13 protein-coding genes are annotated in these 17,228 nt (G+C 69.6%); 2 read left to right on the top strand and 11 right to left on the bottom strand.

Translation table 11 applies throughout. The features are described 5' to 3' along the window. Positions 1–52: 52 nt before the first annotated feature. The gene (gene hutU, locus ROTAS13_RS01480) at positions 53–1,750 is read left to right on the top strand and encodes a urocanate hydratase (protein ID WP_075821356.1); all 1,698 of its coding nucleotides are present in this window, start codon (positions 53–55) and stop codon (positions 1,748–1,750) included. Then, positions 1,747–3,246: a histidine ammonia-lyase gene (gene hutH, locus ROTAS13_RS01475; RefSeq protein ID WP_075821355.1), complete on the top strand. Its 1,500-nt coding sequence runs from the start codon at positions 1,747–1,749 to the stop codon at positions 3,244–3,246. The genes hutU and hutH overlap by 4 nt, the downstream gene beginning before the upstream one ends. Before the next feature lie 7 nt (positions 3,247–3,253). On the opposite strand, the gene ROTAS13_RS01470 is transcribed toward hutH, so the two are convergent. From ROTAS13_RS01470 to ROTAS13_RS01420, 11 genes are all read right to left on the bottom strand, one after another. Then, on the bottom strand, positions 3,254–6,031 hold the full coding sequence (locus ROTAS13_RS01470) for an EAL domain-containing protein (protein ID WP_075821354.1): 2,778 nt from the start codon (positions 6,029–6,031) through the stop codon (positions 3,254–3,256). Positions 6,032–6,246: 215 nt separating this feature from the next. Beyond that, positions 6,247–6,909: a GntR family transcriptional regulator gene (locus tag ROTAS13_RS01465; RefSeq protein ID WP_075821353.1), complete on the bottom strand. Its 663-nt coding sequence runs from the start codon at positions 6,907–6,909 to the stop codon at positions 6,247–6,249. A gap of 149 nt (positions 6,910–7,058) precedes the next feature. Then, the gene (locus ROTAS13_RS01460; protein ID WP_075821352.1) at positions 7,059–7,712 is read right to left on the bottom strand and encodes a cold-shock protein; all 654 of its coding nucleotides are present in this window, start codon (positions 7,710–7,712) and stop codon (positions 7,059–7,061) included. Positions 7,713–7,940: 228 nt separating this feature from the next. Further along, entirely contained in the window at positions 7,941–8,732 is a 792-nt protein-coding gene (locus ROTAS13_RS01455) for a xanthine dehydrogenase family protein subunit M (RefSeq protein ID WP_019460655.1), read from the bottom strand. Between the two features lie 12 nt (positions 8,733–8,744). Further along, the gene (locus ROTAS13_RS01450; RefSeq protein ID WP_075821351.1) at positions 8,745–9,248 is read right to left on the bottom strand and encodes a (2Fe-2S)-binding protein; all 504 of its coding nucleotides are present in this window, start codon (positions 9,246–9,248) and stop codon (positions 8,745–8,747) included. Between the two features lie 267 nt (positions 9,249–9,515). After that, positions 9,516–10,538, bottom strand: a complete 1,023-nt coding sequence (locus ROTAS13_RS01445) for an ABC transporter ATP-binding protein (RefSeq protein WP_019460653.1) — start codon at positions 10,536–10,538, stop codon at positions 9,516–9,518. Next, positions 10,535–11,527: an ABC transporter ATP-binding protein gene (locus ROTAS13_RS01440; protein WP_019460652.1), complete on the bottom strand. Its 993-nt coding sequence runs from the start codon at positions 11,525–11,527 to the stop codon at positions 10,535–10,537. The genes ROTAS13_RS01445 and ROTAS13_RS01440 overlap by 4 nt, the downstream gene beginning before the upstream one ends. 6 nt (positions 11,528–11,533) lie before the next feature. Next, positions 11,534–12,445 carry an ABC transporter permease gene (locus ROTAS13_RS01435; RefSeq protein WP_019460651.1) on the bottom strand — a complete coding sequence of 304 codons (912 nt, stop codon included), beginning with the start codon at positions 12,443–12,445 and terminating at the stop codon, positions 11,534–11,536. Continuing rightward, positions 12,442–13,383, bottom strand: a complete 942-nt coding sequence (locus ROTAS13_RS01430; RefSeq protein ID WP_019460650.1) for an ABC transporter permease — start codon at positions 13,381–13,383, stop codon at positions 12,442–12,444. Before ROTAS13_RS01430 ends, ROTAS13_RS01435 begins: the two co-directional genes overlap by 4 nt. A gap of 6 nt (positions 13,384–13,389) precedes the next feature. Beyond that, positions 13,390–14,988, bottom strand: a complete 1,599-nt coding sequence (locus tag ROTAS13_RS01425) for an ABC transporter substrate-binding protein (protein ID WP_075821350.1) — start codon at positions 14,986–14,988, stop codon at positions 13,390–13,392. A gap of 415 nt (positions 14,989–15,403) precedes the next feature. Beyond that, positions 15,404–17,053, bottom strand: a complete 1,650-nt coding sequence (locus ROTAS13_RS01420) for an ABC transporter substrate-binding protein (RefSeq protein WP_075821349.1) — start codon at positions 17,051–17,053, stop codon at positions 15,404–15,406. Positions 17,054–17,228: the final 175 nt, after the last annotated feature.

Raw genomic sequence — 17,228 nt, 5'->3', positions numbered from 1 at the left:
TCGCCTTACGGTGGAGCTGTGCGTAGATGTGATCAAGAGACAGCCCCCGCCCATGCCGGATTCCGCCGCCGAGAGCCACCGCTTCCGCAACGCCCCGGCCATCCGCGCCCCGCGCGGGCCGGAGATCAGCGCGCGCCACTGGACCACCGAGGCCGCGCTGCGGATGCTGATGAACAACCTCGACGACGAGGTGGCGGAGCGGCCGGAGGAACTGGTCGTCTATGGCGGCATCGGCCGCGCCGCGCGGGACTGGCAGTGTTACGAGGCCATCGTGGCGACGCTGCGCCGGCTGACCGGGACACAGACCCTGCTGGTGCAGTCGGGCAAGCCGGTCGGGGTCTTCGAGACCCATGCCGATGCGCCGCGCGTGCTGATCGCCAATTCCAACATCGTGCCGCACTGGGCGAACTGGGAGCATTTCTCCGAGCTCGATCGTAAGGGGCTGATGATGTACGGCCAGATGACGGCCGGTTCCTGGATCTATATCGGCTCCCAGGGCATCGTGCAGGGCACCTACGAGACCTTTGCCGAGGCCGGGCGGCAGCATTTCGGCGGCAGCCTCGCGGGACGCTGGATCCTGACCGCCGGGCTCGGCGGCATGGGCGGGGCGCAGCCCCTGGCCGGGGTCTTCGCCGGGGCCTGCGTGCTGGCGGTGGAATGCCAGCCTTCCCGCATCGAGAAGCGATTGCAGACCCGCTACCTCGACGAGAAGGCCGACGATCTCGACACCGCGCTGGCGATGATCCGCAAGGCCCGCGACGAGAAGCGCGCCATCAGCGTCGGACTGCTCGGCAACGCGGCGGAGGTCTTCCCGGAACTGGTGCGGCGCGGCGTGGTGCCGGACATCGTCACCGACCAGACCTCGGCGCACGACCCGGCCAACGGCTACCTCCCCGCCGGCTGGACGCTGGACCAGTGGGAGCGCGGGCGGGAGCGCGACCTGCAATCCGTGGCCGCCGCGGCAAAGCGATCCATGGTCGCGCATGTGCAGGCGATGCTGGACTTCCAGCGCCTGGGCGCCGTCGTGATGGATTACGGCAACAACATCCGCCAGATGGCGCAGGACGAGGGGCTGGAAGGCGCCTTCGGTTTCCCGGGCTTCGTGCCCGCCTATATCCGCCCGCTCTTCTGCCGCGGAATCGGCCCTTTCCGCTGGGCGGCGCTGTCCGGCGATCCGGAGGACATCTACCGCACCGATGCCAAGGTGAAGGAGCTGATCCCCGACGACGCGCACCTGCACAACTGGCTCGACATGGCGCGGGAGCGGATCGCCTTCCAGGGCCTGCCCGCGCGCATCTGCTGGGTCGGGCTGGGGCAGCGGCACCGGCTCGGCCTCGCCTTCAACGATATGGTGGCGAAGGGCGAGCTGAAGGCCCCCGTGGTGATCGGCCGCGACCATCTCGATTCCGGCTCCGTCGCCTCGCCGAACCGGGAGACCGAGGCGATGCGCGACGGGTCCGGCACGGTGTCCGACTGGCCGCTGCTGAACGCCCTTCTCAACACCGCCTCCGGCGCCACATGGGTCTCCCTGCATCATGGAGGGGGAGTCGGCATGGGCTATTCGCAACATGCGGGGATGGTGATCGTGGCGGACGGCACGCCGGAGGCGGAACGGCGGCTGCGGCGGGTGCTGTGGAACGACCCCGCCACCGGCGTGATGCGCCATGCCGATGCGGGCTACGAGATCGCCATCGACTGCGCCCGGGAACAGGGGCTCGACCTCCCGATGCTCGCCGGAGGCCAGCCATGATCACGCCGGGACAGGCACCGCTCGACGCGCTGCGCGCCGTCATGGCGGGCGAGGCGCTGGAACTCCCCCCCGGGTGGGAGGGACCGATGCGCGCCTCCTGCGACGCGCTCGCCGCGCGGCTGGCGGCGGGGGACACGATGTATGGCGTGAACACCGGCTTCGGGAAGCTCGCCAGCACGCGGATCAGCGATCCCGATCTCGTGCAGCTCCAGCTCAACCTGATCCGCAGCCACGCGGCGGGGGTGGGCGAGCCGCTGCCGGACGCGGTGGTGCGGCTGGTGCTGGCGCTGAAGGCGCTCTCCCTGGCGCGCGGCGCATCGGCGGCGCAGCCCTCCACGGTGGAGGCGCTGCTGGCCCTGCTGAACGGCAACGTCCTGCCGGTGATCCCGGCGCGCGGCTCGGTCGGCGCCTCGGGCGACCTCGCCCCTCTCGCCCACCTGTCCCTGGTGCTGATCGGCGAGGGACAGGCCATGGAGCTCGGCGCCACCGTGCCCGGCGCCGTGGCGCTGAAGCGGCTGGGGCTGAAGCCGCTGGCCCTGGGCCCCAAGGAGGGGCTGGCGCTGCTCAACGGCACGCAGGTCTCCACCGCCCTGGCGCTCGCCGGCCATTTCGCGGCCGAGGATCTCTGGCGGACGGCGCTGGTCTCCGGCGCGCTCAGCACCGAGGGGGCGCGCGGCTCCGACACGCCCTTCGACCCGCGCATCCATGCGCTGCGCGGCCAGGAGGGGCAGATCCGCAGCGCCGCGATCCTGCGCGCGCTGATGGCCGGCAGCACCATCCGCGACAGCCACCGCGACAACGACCCGCGGGTGCAGGACCCCTATTCCCTGCGCTGCCAGCCCCAGGTGATGGGCGCCTGCCTCGACACGCTGGAGCACGTGGCGAAGGTGCTGGCGCGGGATGCCAATGCCGTCACCGACAACCCGCTGGTGACGGAGGATGGCGACGTCCTGTCCGGCGGCAACTTCCATGCCGAGCCGGTGGCCTTCGCCGCCGACCACCTCGCCCTGGTGCTGGCCGAGATTGGCGCCCTGGCGGAGCGGCGCATCGCCCTGCTGGTCGATCCGGTGCTTTCCGGCCTGCCGGCCTTCCTGGTGAGGGAGGGCGGGCTGAATTCCGGCTTCATGATCGCCCAGGTGACGGCGGCGGCGCTGGTGGCGGAGAACCGCGCCCTGGCCACGCCGCGCAGCGTGGACAGCCTGCCCACCAGCGCCAACCAGGAGGACCATGTCAGCATGGCCACCGGAGCCGGGCTGCGCCTGGCGCAGATGGCGCGGAACCTGACCGACATCCTGGCCATCGAGCTGCTCTGCGGCGCCCAGGCGGTGGAGTTCCACCGGCCGCTGCAATCCTCGCCGGCGCTGGAGCGGGCGCATGCCCTGGTGCGCGGCGTGGCCGAGCCCTGGGAGCGGGACCGCCAGATGGCGCCCGACATCGCCGCCGTCTCGCGCCTGATCCAGAAGGGCGGCTTCGCGGGCCTCTGCCCCGCCGTGTGAGCGGGGGTCAGACCTGGGGACCGGCGCTTGCCCAGGGGGTCTTTTCCAGGAAGGCCTTGATCTCGCCGGCCGGGCGGGGCGGGCTGAACAGATAGCCCTGACCTTCCTCGCAGCCCTGGCGCAGCAGCATCTCGTGCTGCTCCGGGGTTTCCACCCCTTCCGCCAGGGTGATCATGCCCAGGCTGGCGCCGAGGCTGGTCACCGCGCGCACGATGGCCGCACAGTCCTCGCGCCCACCCATGTCGCGGACGAAGGACTGGTCGATCTTCACCTTGTCGAAGGGGAATTTCCGCAGGTAGCTCAGCGAGGAATAGCCCGTGCCGAAATCGTCCAGCGCGATCCGCACGCCATGCCGGCGGATCTGGTGCAGGGCGGACAGCGTGTCCTGCGTATCCTCCAGCAGCACTGTCTCGGTCACTTCCAGCTCCAGCCGGTCCGGCCGCAGGCCCGACCGTTCCAGGGCGCCGAGGATCTGCTGCACCAGCACCTCCCCGGCGGCGAACTGGGTGGCCGACAGGTTCACCGCGATCTTCAGGTGCGCGGGCCAGGTCGCGGCCTGGCGGCAGGCTTCCTCCAGCACCCAGGCGCCGATCGGCACCATCAGCTCGCTCTGTTCGACGAAGGGCATGAACTCCGCCGGAGAGACCAGCCCGCGATGCGGATGGCGCCAGCGGATCAGCGCCTCGAAGCCGACCGCCTCGCCTGTGCAGAGGCGCAGGATCGGCTGGTAGAACAGCTCGAACTCCTGCCGCGCCAGGGCATGGTGCAGATCGGCTTCGAGCTGCCGCCGGGACTGCATGGCCCTCTCCATCTCCGGCTCGAAGAAACGGAAGCGCCCGCGCCCCTCCGCCTTCGCCTGGTAGAGGGCGAGGTCGGCCTTGCGCATCAGCGCGTCCTCGCCCTCCTCCTCGCCGGGCAGGAGCACCGCGATGCCCAGGCTGACCCCCACGCGCAGGGTTTCCCCGCCCAGGCGGCAGGGCAGGCTCAGCTCCGCGATCAGGCGCTCCGCCAGGGTGGCGGCATCCTCCGCACGCTCCAGCCCCGTCTGCAGCACGGCGAACTCGTCGCCGCCGAGCCGTGCCACCGTGTCGATGCTGCGCACGCAGCGCCGCAGCCTCGCCGTGGCCTCCCGCAGCACCGCGTCCCCGGTGGGATGGCCCAGCGTGTCGTTGATCTCCTTGAAATGGTCGAGGTCCAGATACAGCAGCGCGCAGCCCTCGCCGCGCCCGGCCCGTGCCACGGCGGCGCTCAGGCGCTCGCCGAAAAGGCTGCGGTTCGGCAGGTCGGTGAGCGCGTCGTGGCGCGCCATATGGGCGATCCGCGCCTCGGCGGAACGCCGGGCGGTCACGTCCTCCAGCGTGGCGATCCAGCCGCCATCAGGCATCTGGCGCAGGTTGACCGACAGGAAGCGGCCATCCTCCAGCTCCCAGGAGAAGGCCCAGCGGCCGCGGCGAACCGCCCTGCCCTCCGCCGGCCCGCCCGGCTGCGGGTCCTTCCGGAGATGCGAGCGGAGATTCCGGAGATCCTGCCGGGTCAGGGCGCCACCGGCCAGGACGGCGGCAAGGAGGCTGGACACCGGATGCCCGATGGGGGCAGTGCCGTCCTGCAGGCCCAGGATCGCCAGGAGGCGCTGGTTGGCCACCTGCAGGATGCGGGATGCATCCAGCATGCAGATGCCCTGCACGAGATTGTCCAGGGCGACGCCGAAGCGCATCGCCTGGAGGACGCGCTCGTGCTCCGCCTGCTCGCGCTCCCGCAACAGCTCCAGCTCCGCGCGGCTCTCCGCCGCCTGGGCCCGGGCGATGCGGCTCTGGTTGAGCAGTTGCCGCCGCCCCAGCAGCGTCATGCCGAGTACGCCGGCCTCCAGCAGCAGCGCCGAGCCGAGGAGAAGCCATCGCTGCCGCCGCCATCCTTCGAGCAGGGCGTCGCGCGTGCGGCTGACGGCGATGACCAGGGGGTTGAGTTCCAGGGAGCGCAGGACAATGACGCGCGACATTCCGTCCATGCCGGTCTGCTCGCGCAGCGTCCTGGTCTCACCGGGTTCCGGCGCCTGCCCTATCCGTGCCCTCACGATGCTGTCCGCCCTTGCATCCAGCGGCGGGAAGCGCGAGAGCACCAGGCCGTCCAGATGGATCAGGGTGATGGCCATGCCAGGCAATGTGGCCAGCTTGGCGTAGAAGCTCTCGAAATAGCTGAACGGCATGGCCACCAGCACGAAGCCCAGGAGATCCCCCTGGGCACCGAGGATGCGGCGGCCGATCCAGATCCGCCGGCGCATCCCCTCCGGGGTCCCGGGCGGATCGCCGATGATGCGGTCCTCCTCCTCCAAGGACAGCATGCTGGCGATCCAGTCCCGCGACAGGGGCGGCCGCGGCTGGTCCGCTCCCCCCACGCCCAGGACGGCACGGCCCGAGCGGTCATAGACACCGATGGTCTCGATCTGCGGGAGGCCGGCGACCCAGTCCTTGAGGCGCCGCCTCAGCTCCGGCGCGACACTGGCACGCGCGAGGTCATCCACATTCTCCACGCCGCGCTCCCGCAGGCCATCGGTGATGCTCAGGTTGATCAGTTCGATCGACTGGAAGGCCCGGTCCGCCTGATCCGACAGCGCCAGGGCCAGGCGCTCCAGATCCTGCGTCCCGGCGACGAGGGTGCGCTCGCGCAGATCCCGCAGGAGGAGGAAGGTGCCGGCCGCGATGGCCAGCGCCAACGCCAGGCTCCCTGCCAGCAGGAATGCCGCGGAACGGGAGGTCCCGTTCCGGTCCTGCCAGGCGCAGCGATTCATCGGCGTTTCCCCCCACATCGGGAAGGCGGCCGGCCATCGCAGGTTGTGAAGACCTCGCGCTGCCCGATGAAGCGCCCCCGAGAGATGTGAGGAGCGCCCCCAGCAAACTCCCTTGTCAGGAAAGATGCCACCGAAAGTTGCATTTCAGCCCATGTCTGGCACCGAAATTCCATCGCATCAACCTGCGCGCCAGCACCGTCTCCGAGGGCCGCCCGCTACAGGACGGTGCCAGCTTCCGGCGCGGTCAGGGCGGAAAGCACGCCGGTGCGGAAGATCCAGACCGCCTCGTGCATGGCGCGGGCAGCATCGGCCGCGCGCCCTTCCAGCACGGCCAGAAGGAGGTTCTCGGCGACCGGCGTGTCGGAACCGGCCTGCCCCGGTCGGAGCAGCATCATGCGGCGCGATTCGTCCAGCAGGCGGCCGATCTGATGGGACAGGCGCTCGTTTCCGGAGAGACCCGCGACACGTCGGTGGAAATCGTGCCGCGCCTCCAGCCTCTCGACGAGACTCGCCGCCGCCATGGAGCGTTGCCTTGCCTCGGCCAAGGCCGTGTCGCCCGAAGCCACGCGCCCGGCCGCGCGCCGCGCCGCCTCGGGCTCCAGCAGAAGGCGCAGGTCGAAGACCTCGTGGATGTCGCGGATGGTCACCAGCGACACCACCCAGCCACGACGTGGCACGGCCTCGACCAGCCCTTCCTCCGCCAGTCGGGCCAGCGCGGCCCGGATCGGCGCCTTGCCGAGGCCGAGGCGCTGCGCCGTGCTGCCTTCCGCCAGGGTCTCGCCGGGGCGCAGGCGGCAGTCGATGATCTCTCCGCGCAGCCGGTCCATGGCCTGCCGGGTCAGCGAGGCATTCGGCATGTCCGGGGCGGATTCTGTCATGGCGCTGCCTCTCCAACTGACATGTCAGATGAGGATTATCCCGGTTTCCGCCGCGCGCCACAAGAAGGCGGCGGGCCGAGCAAGGAACCGCACGCAAAAAACCCCCGGCACCACGGGCGCCGGGGGTCTTTCGATCCAGAAGGACGAAATCAGTTGTCCTTGAGCACGACCGCCTGACGGCCACGCTGCCCGTCACGGACCTCCAGCGCGACCTTCTGGCCCTGCTGGACATCCTGGACGCCGGCGCGCTGCAGCACGGAGGAGTGCAGGAACACGTCCTGGCCACCATCGTCCGGCGTCACGAAGCCGAAGCCGCGCACCTGGTCGAACCACTTGACGGTGCCGCCGACGGCGTAGGTCGGGCCACCCTCGTCGCGGCCGAAGTCACGGCGCGGCGGCGGACGGTCGCCGAAATTGCCACGCGGCGGGCCGCCACGGTCGCCGAAGCCGCCGCCGCCGAAGCCGCCACGGTCGCCGAAGTCACGGCGGGGCGGACGGTCGCCGAAGTCACGGCGGGGCGGACGGTCGCCGAAGCCGCCGCCGGCATGGCCGCCGGGGCCCTTCTTCAGCTCGGTGATGCGGGTCACCAGGCGGCGTCCCTGGCGGTCCGTGCCGATCTCGCAAACCAGCTTGTCGCCCGTCTCGGGGGGCTCGATGCCAGCTTCGGTCAGGGCCGATGCGTGGAAGAAAACGTCCTGGCCATCGGGGCCAAGCACAAAGCCGAAGCCTTTACGCCCGTTATACCACTTCACCTCGGCCTCGACGGCGCCGGTGCCACCCTGGGGGTCGTTGTCGGGAAACACTGTCTCTTTCGCCTACGCAACTTCCACGGCCCGACGGAATGCAGGACCGGTGCGATGATGGTCGCACGCACTCATGCGGAAATCTAGCCGAAACGACAAAACGCGGGGTAAAGACATGCAATTTTACGCTGCGGATGCTCCGCCGCCAGCCAGGGTGCCGGACGGCTCCCCGGCGTCTCGTGCGGCGGTCCGTCTCCCGGGGCTTTCCGCAAGCGGCCGCGCAGGGCTTCAGCCGGCGTCCAGCACGGCCCGCCTGGCCATCACCGTGACGAGATGCGCCCGGTACTCCGCTCCGCCGTGGATGTCGCTGAGCAGGTCGTCCGGCGGCTGGCGAATCCCCGCCACCGCTTCCGGACTCCAGCCCGCGGCCAGGGCCGCCTCCATCTCCGCCTGCCGGAAGACGCCAGGGCCAGCGCCGTTCACCACCACGCGCACCCCCGCCGGTCCTTTCGCCACGAAGACTCCGGTCAGCACATAGCGCGAGGCCGGGTTGCGCATCTTCGCGTAGCCGGCCTTTTCCGGCACCGGGAAGCGCAGGGCGACGACCAGCTCGTCCGGCTCCAGCGCCGTGGTGAACATGCCCTGGAAGAACTCGTCGGCCCCGATCTCCCGCCGGTCGGTCACGAAGCGGGCGCCCAGCGCCAGGGCGGCGGCCGGATAGTCGGCGGCCGGGTCGTTGTTCGCCAGGCTGCCGCCGATGGTGCCGCGGTTGCGGACCTGCGTGTCGCCCAGATGGCCCGCCATGCGCGCCAGGGCGGGAATCGCCTGCCGCACCACGTCGCTGTCCTGGATGTCCGCATGGCGCGACAGGGCGCCGACGACCAGCGTGTCGCCCTCCCGGCGGATGCCCTTCATCTCGGCGATGCCGGTGAGGTCCACCAGCGAGGAAGGCCGGTTCAGCCGGTGCTTCAGCGCCGGCAGCAGGGTCTGGCCGCCCGAGAGCGCCTTGGCCTCCGGATCGGCCAGGAGCTTCACCGCTTCGGCGAGGGAGGAAGGCTTGTGATAGGCGAAATCGTACATGGTGCCCTCCCCTTACTCGGCCGCCGGGGCAAGGGCCGGCTTGCGGCCGTGCATCACCTGCTGCGCCGCGTCGATCGCCGCCACGATGTTATGATAGCCCGTGCAGCGGCAGAGATTGCCCTCCAGCCCGTGCCGGATCTCCGCCTCGGACAGCCCCTCGGGATGGCGCTTCACCAGGTCGATGGCCGACATCACCATGCCCGGCGTGCAGAAGCCGCACTGGAGCGCGTGATGCTCGCGGAAGGCCTCCTGCATCGGATGCAGCGTGCCGTCCGGCCCGGCCAGCCCCTCGATGGTGGTGACCTCGCTGCCCTGCGCCTGCACGGCCAGCACGGTGCAGGACTTCACGCTCTCGCCATCCACATGCACCACGCAGGCGCCGCACTGGCTGGTGTCGCAGCCGACATGGGTGCCGGTCAGGCGCAGCTTCTCGCGCAGCAGCTCCACCAGCAGGGTGCGGCCCTCGACCTCCACCGTATGCGCCGTGCCGTTCACGTTCAGTGACACCTGAAGCATCGCACCCCTCCCCATCCCTGCTGCGTCGGATCGATAGTCGCCATCGGCGATGGCCGGCGAAGATCCCGGCTTTCCGGCAAGAGTCCGGCCCCTGGCGGCCCACGTCAAGCAGGGCATTGATTGAGAGCGATTCTCAGATGAGCGCCGCACCGGCCCGCGCCGCCTGGGAATGGCGGGGCGGGAACGGAAAACGGGCGGAAGAGCCACGGGCCCTCCCCCCGCCGCATCGCGCGCCGGAGCCGCGGGGCCCCGGCCCGGCGTCAGGCTTCAGACATAGGCCGGCACGTTGCGGGCCAGCGGGTTCTGCTCCTCCGGCAGGTCGTGCAGGTGGCAGGCCGCGAAATGCCCGCTCTCCGTCGGCTTCAGCCGCGGCTCGTCGGTGCGGCAGCGGTCGAAGACATAGGGGCAGCGCGTGTGGAAGCGGCAGCCGGAGGGCGGGTTGATCGGGCTCGGCACGTCGCCCTTCAGCACGATGCGCTTGCGCCCGGCACCCGGTTCCGGCACCGGCACGGCGGAAAGCAGCGCCTCCGTATAGGGGTGCTTCGGCGCGGCGAAGAGCTGCCGGCGCGGCGCCACCTCCACCATCTTGCCCAGGTACATGACCGCCACGCGGTGCGTCATGTGCTCGACGATGGCGAGGTCGTGGCTGATGAAGAGCAGCGCCAGGCCGAGCTCCTTCTGCAGGTCCTGCAGCAGGTTCACGATCTGCGCCTTCACCGACACGTCCAGGGCCGAGACCGCCTCGTCGCAGATGATGAGGTCGGGTTCCGCCGCCAGGGCGCGGGCGATGCCGATTCGCTGCCGTTGCCCGCCGGAGAATTCGTGCGGCCAGCGGTTGATGGCGTCGCGCGGCAGGCGGACCGTGTCCATCAGCCTGTAGAGCCGCTTCTCCAGGTCGTCGCCGCTCTTGGCCATGCCGAAGTTGCGGATCGGCTCGGCCAGGATGTCGCGCACCCGCATGCGCGGGTTCAGCGAGGAGAAGGGGTCCTGGAAGACCACCTGCATCCGCCGCCGCATCTTCCGCAGCGTGCCGAGCGGCATGTCGTCGATGCGCTGTCCATCCAGGACCACCTGCCCCTCGGTGATGTCGAAGAGACGCAGGATGGCCTTGCCGACGGTGGACTTGCCGCAGCCGGATTCGCCTACGACGGAAAGTGTCTCGCCCCGGTTCACCGAGAAGGAGACACCGTCCACGGCATAGACATAGCCCTTCACCCCGCCAAGCAGGCCGCCGCGGATGGGATAGTGCTTCTTGAGGTCGATGACCTCCAGGACCGGCGTGCCGCTCATGCCGCGAGCGCCTCCTTCTCCGCATAGTGGCAGGCCGCGAGATGGCCGGGCGCCTTCAGCTCCAGCGCCGGGGCCACCTTGCGGCAGAAATCCGTGGCGTAGGAGCAGCGGCCGGCGAAGACGCAGCCCTGGATCTTCTGCTTCAGGCTGGGCACCAGGCCGGGGATCTCGGCCAGCCGCTCCGTCTCGCCCGTCAGGGAGGAGCCGAGCTTCGGCACGGCGCCGAGCAGGCCCTGGGTGTAGGGATGCTTGGGCGCGCGGAACAGCTCGCCCACCTCCGCCTCCTCCACCTTGCGGCCGGCATACATGACGATCACCCGCTCCGCGACCTCGGCCACCACGCCCAGGTCATGGGTGATCAGCACGATGGCCGCGCCGACCCGGTGCTTCAGGTCGCGCATCAGGTCGAGGATCTGCGCCTGGATGGTCACGTCGAGCGCGGTGGTCGGCTCGTCGGCGATCAGCAGCTTCGGATTGCAGGCCAGCGCCATGGCGATCATGACGCGCTGGCGCATGCCGCCGGAGAGCTGGTGCGGGTACTCCTTCACCCGCCGCTCCGGCGCCGGGATGCCGACCAGCTTCAGCATCTCGATGGCGCGCGCCTCCGCCTGCCTGCGGTTCATGCCCTGGTGCAGGCGCAGGCTTTCGCCGATCTGCTTGCCGATGGTCAGCACCGGGTTCAACGAGGTCATCGGCTCCTGGAAGATCATGCTGATCTCGTTGCCACGGATGGCGCGCATCTCGTGGTCCTGGAGCTTCAGCAGGTCCTTGCCCTCGAAGCGGACGGAGCCGGCGATCCGGCCCGGCGGCTCGGGGATGAGCCGCAGGATGGACATGGAGGTGACCGACTTGCCGCAGCCGGACTCGCCCACGATCGCCACCGTCTCGCCGGCATTGACGTGGAAGCTCAGCCCGTCGACGGCGCGGTTCACGCCGCCGTCGGGGGTGCGGAAATGGGTCTGGAGGTTCTCGACTTCGAGCAGGGCCATGTCAGGTCAGATCCTCTTGGCCGCGCGCGGGTCGAGCGCGTCGCGCAGGCCGTCGCCCAGCAGGTTCACCGCCAGCACGGAGATGGACAGGAACAGGGCCGGGAAGAAGACGATATAGGGCTTCACCTGCCAGAGGGCGCGGCCCTCGGCCATGATGTTGCCCCAGGACGGGATGATCGGCGGCGTGCCGGCGCCGATAAAGGACAGGCTCGCCTCGATCAGCATGGCGGCGGCGCAGATATAGGTCGCCTGCACGGTCATGGGCGCGATGGTGTTGGGCAGGATGTGGCGCCAGATGATCACCGGCGTGCGGGTGCCCGAAGCGACGGCCGCGTCCACATAGGGCTGCTCGCGCAGCGAAAGCACCACGCCGCGCACGAGGCGCGAGACGCGCGGGATCTCGGCGATGGTGATGGCCAGCACCACGTTGCCGACCGAGCCGCGGCTGAGCGCCATCAGCGCGATGGCCAGCAGGATCGAGGGGATGGACATCAGCCCGTCCATCACCCGCATGATGATGCTGTCCGCCCAGCGCACGAAGCCGGCGAAGAGGCCGATGGCCAGGCCGATCACCGAGGCGAAGAAGGCCGTCGCGAAGCCCACGATCAGCGAGACGCGGGTGCCGTAGAGCACGCGCGAATAGACGTCGCGCCCCAGCATGTCGGTGCCGAACCAGTACATGGCCGAGGGCTCGCGCGTGCGGCGCGCCGGAGCCAGGGCGGTCGGGTCCACCGTCCAGAGATAGGGGGCGAAGACGGCGACGAAGACCAGCAGGGCGAGCAGGAAGCCGCCCAGGGCGATGGTCGGGTAGCGCCGGATGAAGCCGATCGCGCCCTTGCGGACCTTGGCGACCGGCATGACGTCCGGCATCGGCGGCGCGGCCGCGGTGCTCCGCGGCTCGAGGACGGAGGTGCTCAATAGCGGATCCTCGGATCGAACAGGGTGTAGAGCAGGTCGATGCAGAGATTGACCAGCACGTAGGTGAAGGAGAAGAGCAGCACGACGCCCTGGATGATCGGGTAGTCGCGGCGCAGGATCGCATCCACCGTCAGGCGGCCGAGGCCGGGTATGGCGAAGACGCTCTCGGTGATCACCGCGCCGCCGATCAGCAGGGCGATGCCCAGGCCGATCACCGTCACGATGGGCACGGCGGCGTTCTTCAGCGCGTGCAGGAACAGGATGCCCGTCTGGCCGACGCCCTTGGCGCGGGCGGTGCGGACGTAGTCCTGCTGCAGCACCTCCATCATCGTGGCGCGGGTGATGCGGGCGATCAGCGCGATATAGGCGCTGCCCAGCGCCAGGGACGGCAGGATCAGGTTGGCGAACCAGGGGCCGATGCCCTGGGACAGCGGCGTGTAGCCCTGCACCGGCACCCAATCCAGGCGCAGCGCGAAGAAGTAGGCGAGCAGGTAGCCCACCACGAAGGTCGGCACCGAGAAGCCCAGCACCGCGAAGCCCATCACGAAGCGGTCGATCCAGGACCCTGCCTTCCAGGCCGCGACCACGCCCATCGGCACGGCGATGGTGATGGCGATCAGCAGCGTCAGCACCATCAGCGACAGCGTCGGCTCGATGCGCTGCGCGATCATCGTGCTGACCGGCAGGTTGGTGAAGATCGAGGTGCCGAGGTCACCCTGGATGATGTGCCAGGCCCATTCGCCGAAGCGCACCAGGAAAGGGCGGTCCAGGCCGAGCGTGGCACGGATGCGCTCCACATCGGCAGGCGTCGCCTGGTCGCCGGCGATCACCGCGGCCGGATCGCCCGGCGCGAAGTAGAGCAGCGAGAAGACGAAGAGCGCGACGATCACCATCACGGGGATCGTCGCCACGATTCGACGGAGGATATACGAGAACATGGACCCTTATGCCTTGGAAACGCCCCAGAAGACAGGGAACGGCGCCTGCACCACGCCGGAAACGTTCCGCCGCCATGCCTGGTAGGACAGGAAGAACCCGGTGGGGGCGTAGAGGCCCGCCTCCACCGCCGCGATGTTGAGCTTGTCGATGGCCGCCTTCTCGGCCGCGAAATCCGGCGCGGCGAACCACGCGTCGCGCGCCGCCTCGACCGCATCCGACTTCGGCCAGCCGAACCAGGCAGCGTCGCCATTGGCGCGGATCGGCGTATAGGCGGCCGGGTTGATGCAGTCTCCGCCGGCATGCCAGGTGTGGAACATGTTCCAGCCGCCCTGGCCCGGCGGCCCCTTCACCGCGCGGCGGGCACCCACCGTGCCCCAGTCCGTCGCCACGAAGTCGAGCTTGAAGCCGATGCGTTGCAGCAGGTCGGCGGTGACGTCGCCCTGCGCCTTGGTGATCGGCTGGTCCTGCGCCACGATGCAGGTGACGGGGCGGCCGTCATAGGAGGAGGAGGCGAGCAGCTTCCGCGCCGCCTCGATGTTGCGCATCTTCAGGATCTCGCCGCCCGCCTCGGTGTAGAGCGGCGTGCCGGGGGTGAAGTAGCCGGCCATCGGCTTCCACAGGCTGTCGTCGTCGCCGACGATCGCCTTCATGTAGTCCTCCTGGTTCATCGCCATCATCACCGCATGGCGCACCTTCACGTCGTCAAAGGGCGGCTGGGTGTGGTTGAACCGGAAGTTGCCGATGTTGCCGAGCGGATCGGCGATATCGACCATGACGTTGCGGTTGGCCTTCAGCATCGGGATCAGGTCGCTGATCGGGCTTTCCCACCAGTCGATCTCGCCGTTCTGCAAGGCGCTGGAGGCCGTCGCCGCGTCGGGCATGACGATCCACTCGATCCGGTCGACCAGGGCCTGCTTGCCGCCCGCCAGCCAGGAGCCCGGCTCCTGCCGCGGCCTGTAGTCGGCGAACTTCGCGAAGACCGCCCTGGCGCCCGGCACCCATTCCTCCCGCATGAAGCGGTAGGGGCCGGAGCCGACGTATTCCTTGATCTGCTCGAAGGGGTCGGTCTTCGCGATCCGCTCCGGCATGATGAAGGAGCAGGGTGCGTTCACCTTGCCCAGGGCGAGCAGCATCTTGGGATAGGGCTTCTTCAGCGACCAGCGGATGGTGCGGTCGTCCACCGCCACCAGCTCGTTCTGCTGCGCCCGGATCATCTGCCCCATCGGGTCGCGCACCGCCCAGCGGTTCAGGCTGGCCACCACATCCTTCGCCAGCACCGGCGTGCCGTCGTGGAACGTCAGCCCGTCGCGCAGGCGGAAGGTCCAGACCAGCCCGTCGGAGGAGACCTCCTCGCTTTCCGCCATCTGCCGCTGCGGCTGCAGCTTGCTGTCCACGCCATAGAGCGTGTCCCAGACCAGGGTGGCGGCGTTGCGCACCACATACTGGGTGCCCCAGATCGGATCGAAATTGGCAAGGTTTGCCTGGGGAACGAAGCGCAGGGTCTTCGCGGCCGCACCCTGCGCCAGCGCGGGGGCGGAAAGGCCCGCCGTCGCGGCAACGATGCCTAATCCGGCGCCAGTCCTCAGGAACGAACGTCGATGCATCGAAAGCGAATCTCCTAAGCGGCGCCCGGGAGAGCGGCCATGTGGAAAAGGCTCCGTGCAGGAACGGCGGACGCCATGCCTGTTGGAACCTCGCCATGAGCCAGCACAATGCATGCCACTCCCGGACCTCCCCCCGCCTGGACCGGTCGCTTGGCCGGAGAAGCGTTATTTTCCTTGCGGCGAGCCTAACACGGGACGCCCCGGTCTCCGCGAGAGGAAAACAGGCGCCGGATCACGGGAAAATGTCATCCGTATTGCGGAAACGTGACGAAAATTCGATCTGATGCTTCAGCCGATAGCTGAAGTCAGCCGCGCAACCCGTTGATGATGCAGAAAACAGGTGCGAATGCGGGGTGGCACCCATCATGCCCGGCCCCTGGCCCGGCCTTCCCGCGGGAAGGCCGGGTGGCCGAGGTCAGGCCGTGCGCTGCACGTTCCAGAACAGCGGCATGCCCTTCAGCACGCCACTCAGCGTGCGGCGGTAAGCCGTGGCCTGGAAGTACTGGCCCAGCGGCAGGTAGGGCACGTCCTCGAAGGCCTGCTTCTGGACCTCGGCCGCGAGCTTCTTCTGCGCCTCCAGGTCCGGCGCCTCCAGCCAGGCGGCGCGCAGCTCCTCCAGCTTCGGTGCGGTCGGCCAGCCGAACCAGGCCTTCTCGCCATTGCCGCGCAGGGACTGGCTGACAGCGGGGTTGAACATGTCCAGCCCGGCCCAGAAGGTGAAGAAGATGCTCCAGCCGCCCTTGGACGGTGCCTCGCGGCTGGCGCGGCGCTGCACCACCGATCCCCAGTCGGTGGAGATGAACTCCACCTCCATGCCCGCCTTCTTGAACATGTCGGCGCCGACCTGGGCGAGCGCGTTCAGCGAGGGGAAGTCGGAGGCGGCGATCAGGGTGATCTTCTCGCCCTTGTAGCCGGCGGCCTTGAGATCGGCCTTCACCTTGTCGTAGTCGCGCGGGCTGGTCAGCGCCTCCATCCCGACATCGCTGGCCATCGGCGTGTCCGGCGGGAAGAAGCCGACATTGTCGCGCCACAGGCTGCGGTCGTCGCCGATCACCGCCGACATGTAGTCCGCCTGGTTCACCGCGCCGAGCAGGGCGCGGCGGATGGCCGGGTTGTTGAAGGGCGGGTGCAGGTGGTTGAAGCGGCAGATCGCCACCAGCCCGGTCGGGTCGGGGATCTCGACCACGATGTTGCGGTCCTTGCGCAGCACCGGCTGCAGGTCGGCGGTGGGCTGCTCCCACCAGTCCATTTCGCCATTGGTCAGGGCGTTGGAGGCGGTGGCCGCGTCCGGCATCACCGTCCATTCGATCCGGTCGAAATGCGCCAGTTTCGGCCCGACGGTCCAGTTCGGCGTGCCGTCCTTGCGCGGCACATAGCCCTCGAAGCGCTTGTAGACGATCTTCGAGCCCGGCACCCGCTCCTCCGGCACCCACTGGAAGGGGCCGGAGCCGATGACCTCCTTCACCGGCGTGGCGGGGTCGGTCTTGGCGATGCGCTCCGGCATGATGAAGCAGATCGGGGTGGAAGGCTTGCCCAGCGCGTCGAAGAGCAGCGGGAAGGGCTTCTTCAGCCGGAAGAGGATGGTCTTCTCGTCCGGTGCCGAGAGCTCCTCCGTCACCGCCATCAGGGCCTGGCCCAGCGCGTCGCGCGCCGCCCAGCGGCGGATGGAGGTGACGCAGTCCACCGCCTTCACCGGCTGGCCGTCATGGAACTTCAGCCCGTCGCGCAGGGTGATGGTGACGCGGCGGCCGTCCTCCTCGACCTTGTGGCCCTCGGCCATCTGCGGCTGCGGCTTGTAGTCCTCGTCATAGCCATAGAGCGTGTCCCAGACGAGGAAGCCGTGGTGGCGGGTGACATAGGCGGTGGTGACGATCGGATCGACCACGGCGAGGTCGGCCTGCGGGATGAACTTCAGCACGCGCGGCGCGGCGGCCGGTGCGGCCGCTCCCGGCGCGGCGGCCGGGGCCGCGGGCGCCGGCCTGCCCGCCTGGGCATGGCCGTTCTTCGGCAGGGCGGAGGCCATTCCGGCCAGGGCGACGCCGGCCAGCAGATCACGGCGGAACATCGGACAACCTCTCCAGATGTCGGGTTTGTCAGGAAAGGAAGCCCGCCCCCGGACGCGGCGCAAGCCCCCGCCCCCGTAACGGATCGTATTCCCCGCCGCCGGCCGGCCGGGTGCCGGGCGCTTGGCTTTCGCGCGCCGCTCGCCTATTGCCCTGCGGCATGGAGGCCAGCCTTGC

The sequence above is a fragment of the Roseomonas sp. TAS13 genome, assembly GCF_001950415.1.
Classification (GTDB): Bacteria; Pseudomonadota; Alphaproteobacteria; order Acetobacterales; family Acetobacteraceae; genus Roseomonas; species Roseomonas mucosa.
Note: the sequence above shows the minus strand (reverse complement) of the source record. Positions and strands in the feature narration are given on the sequence as shown.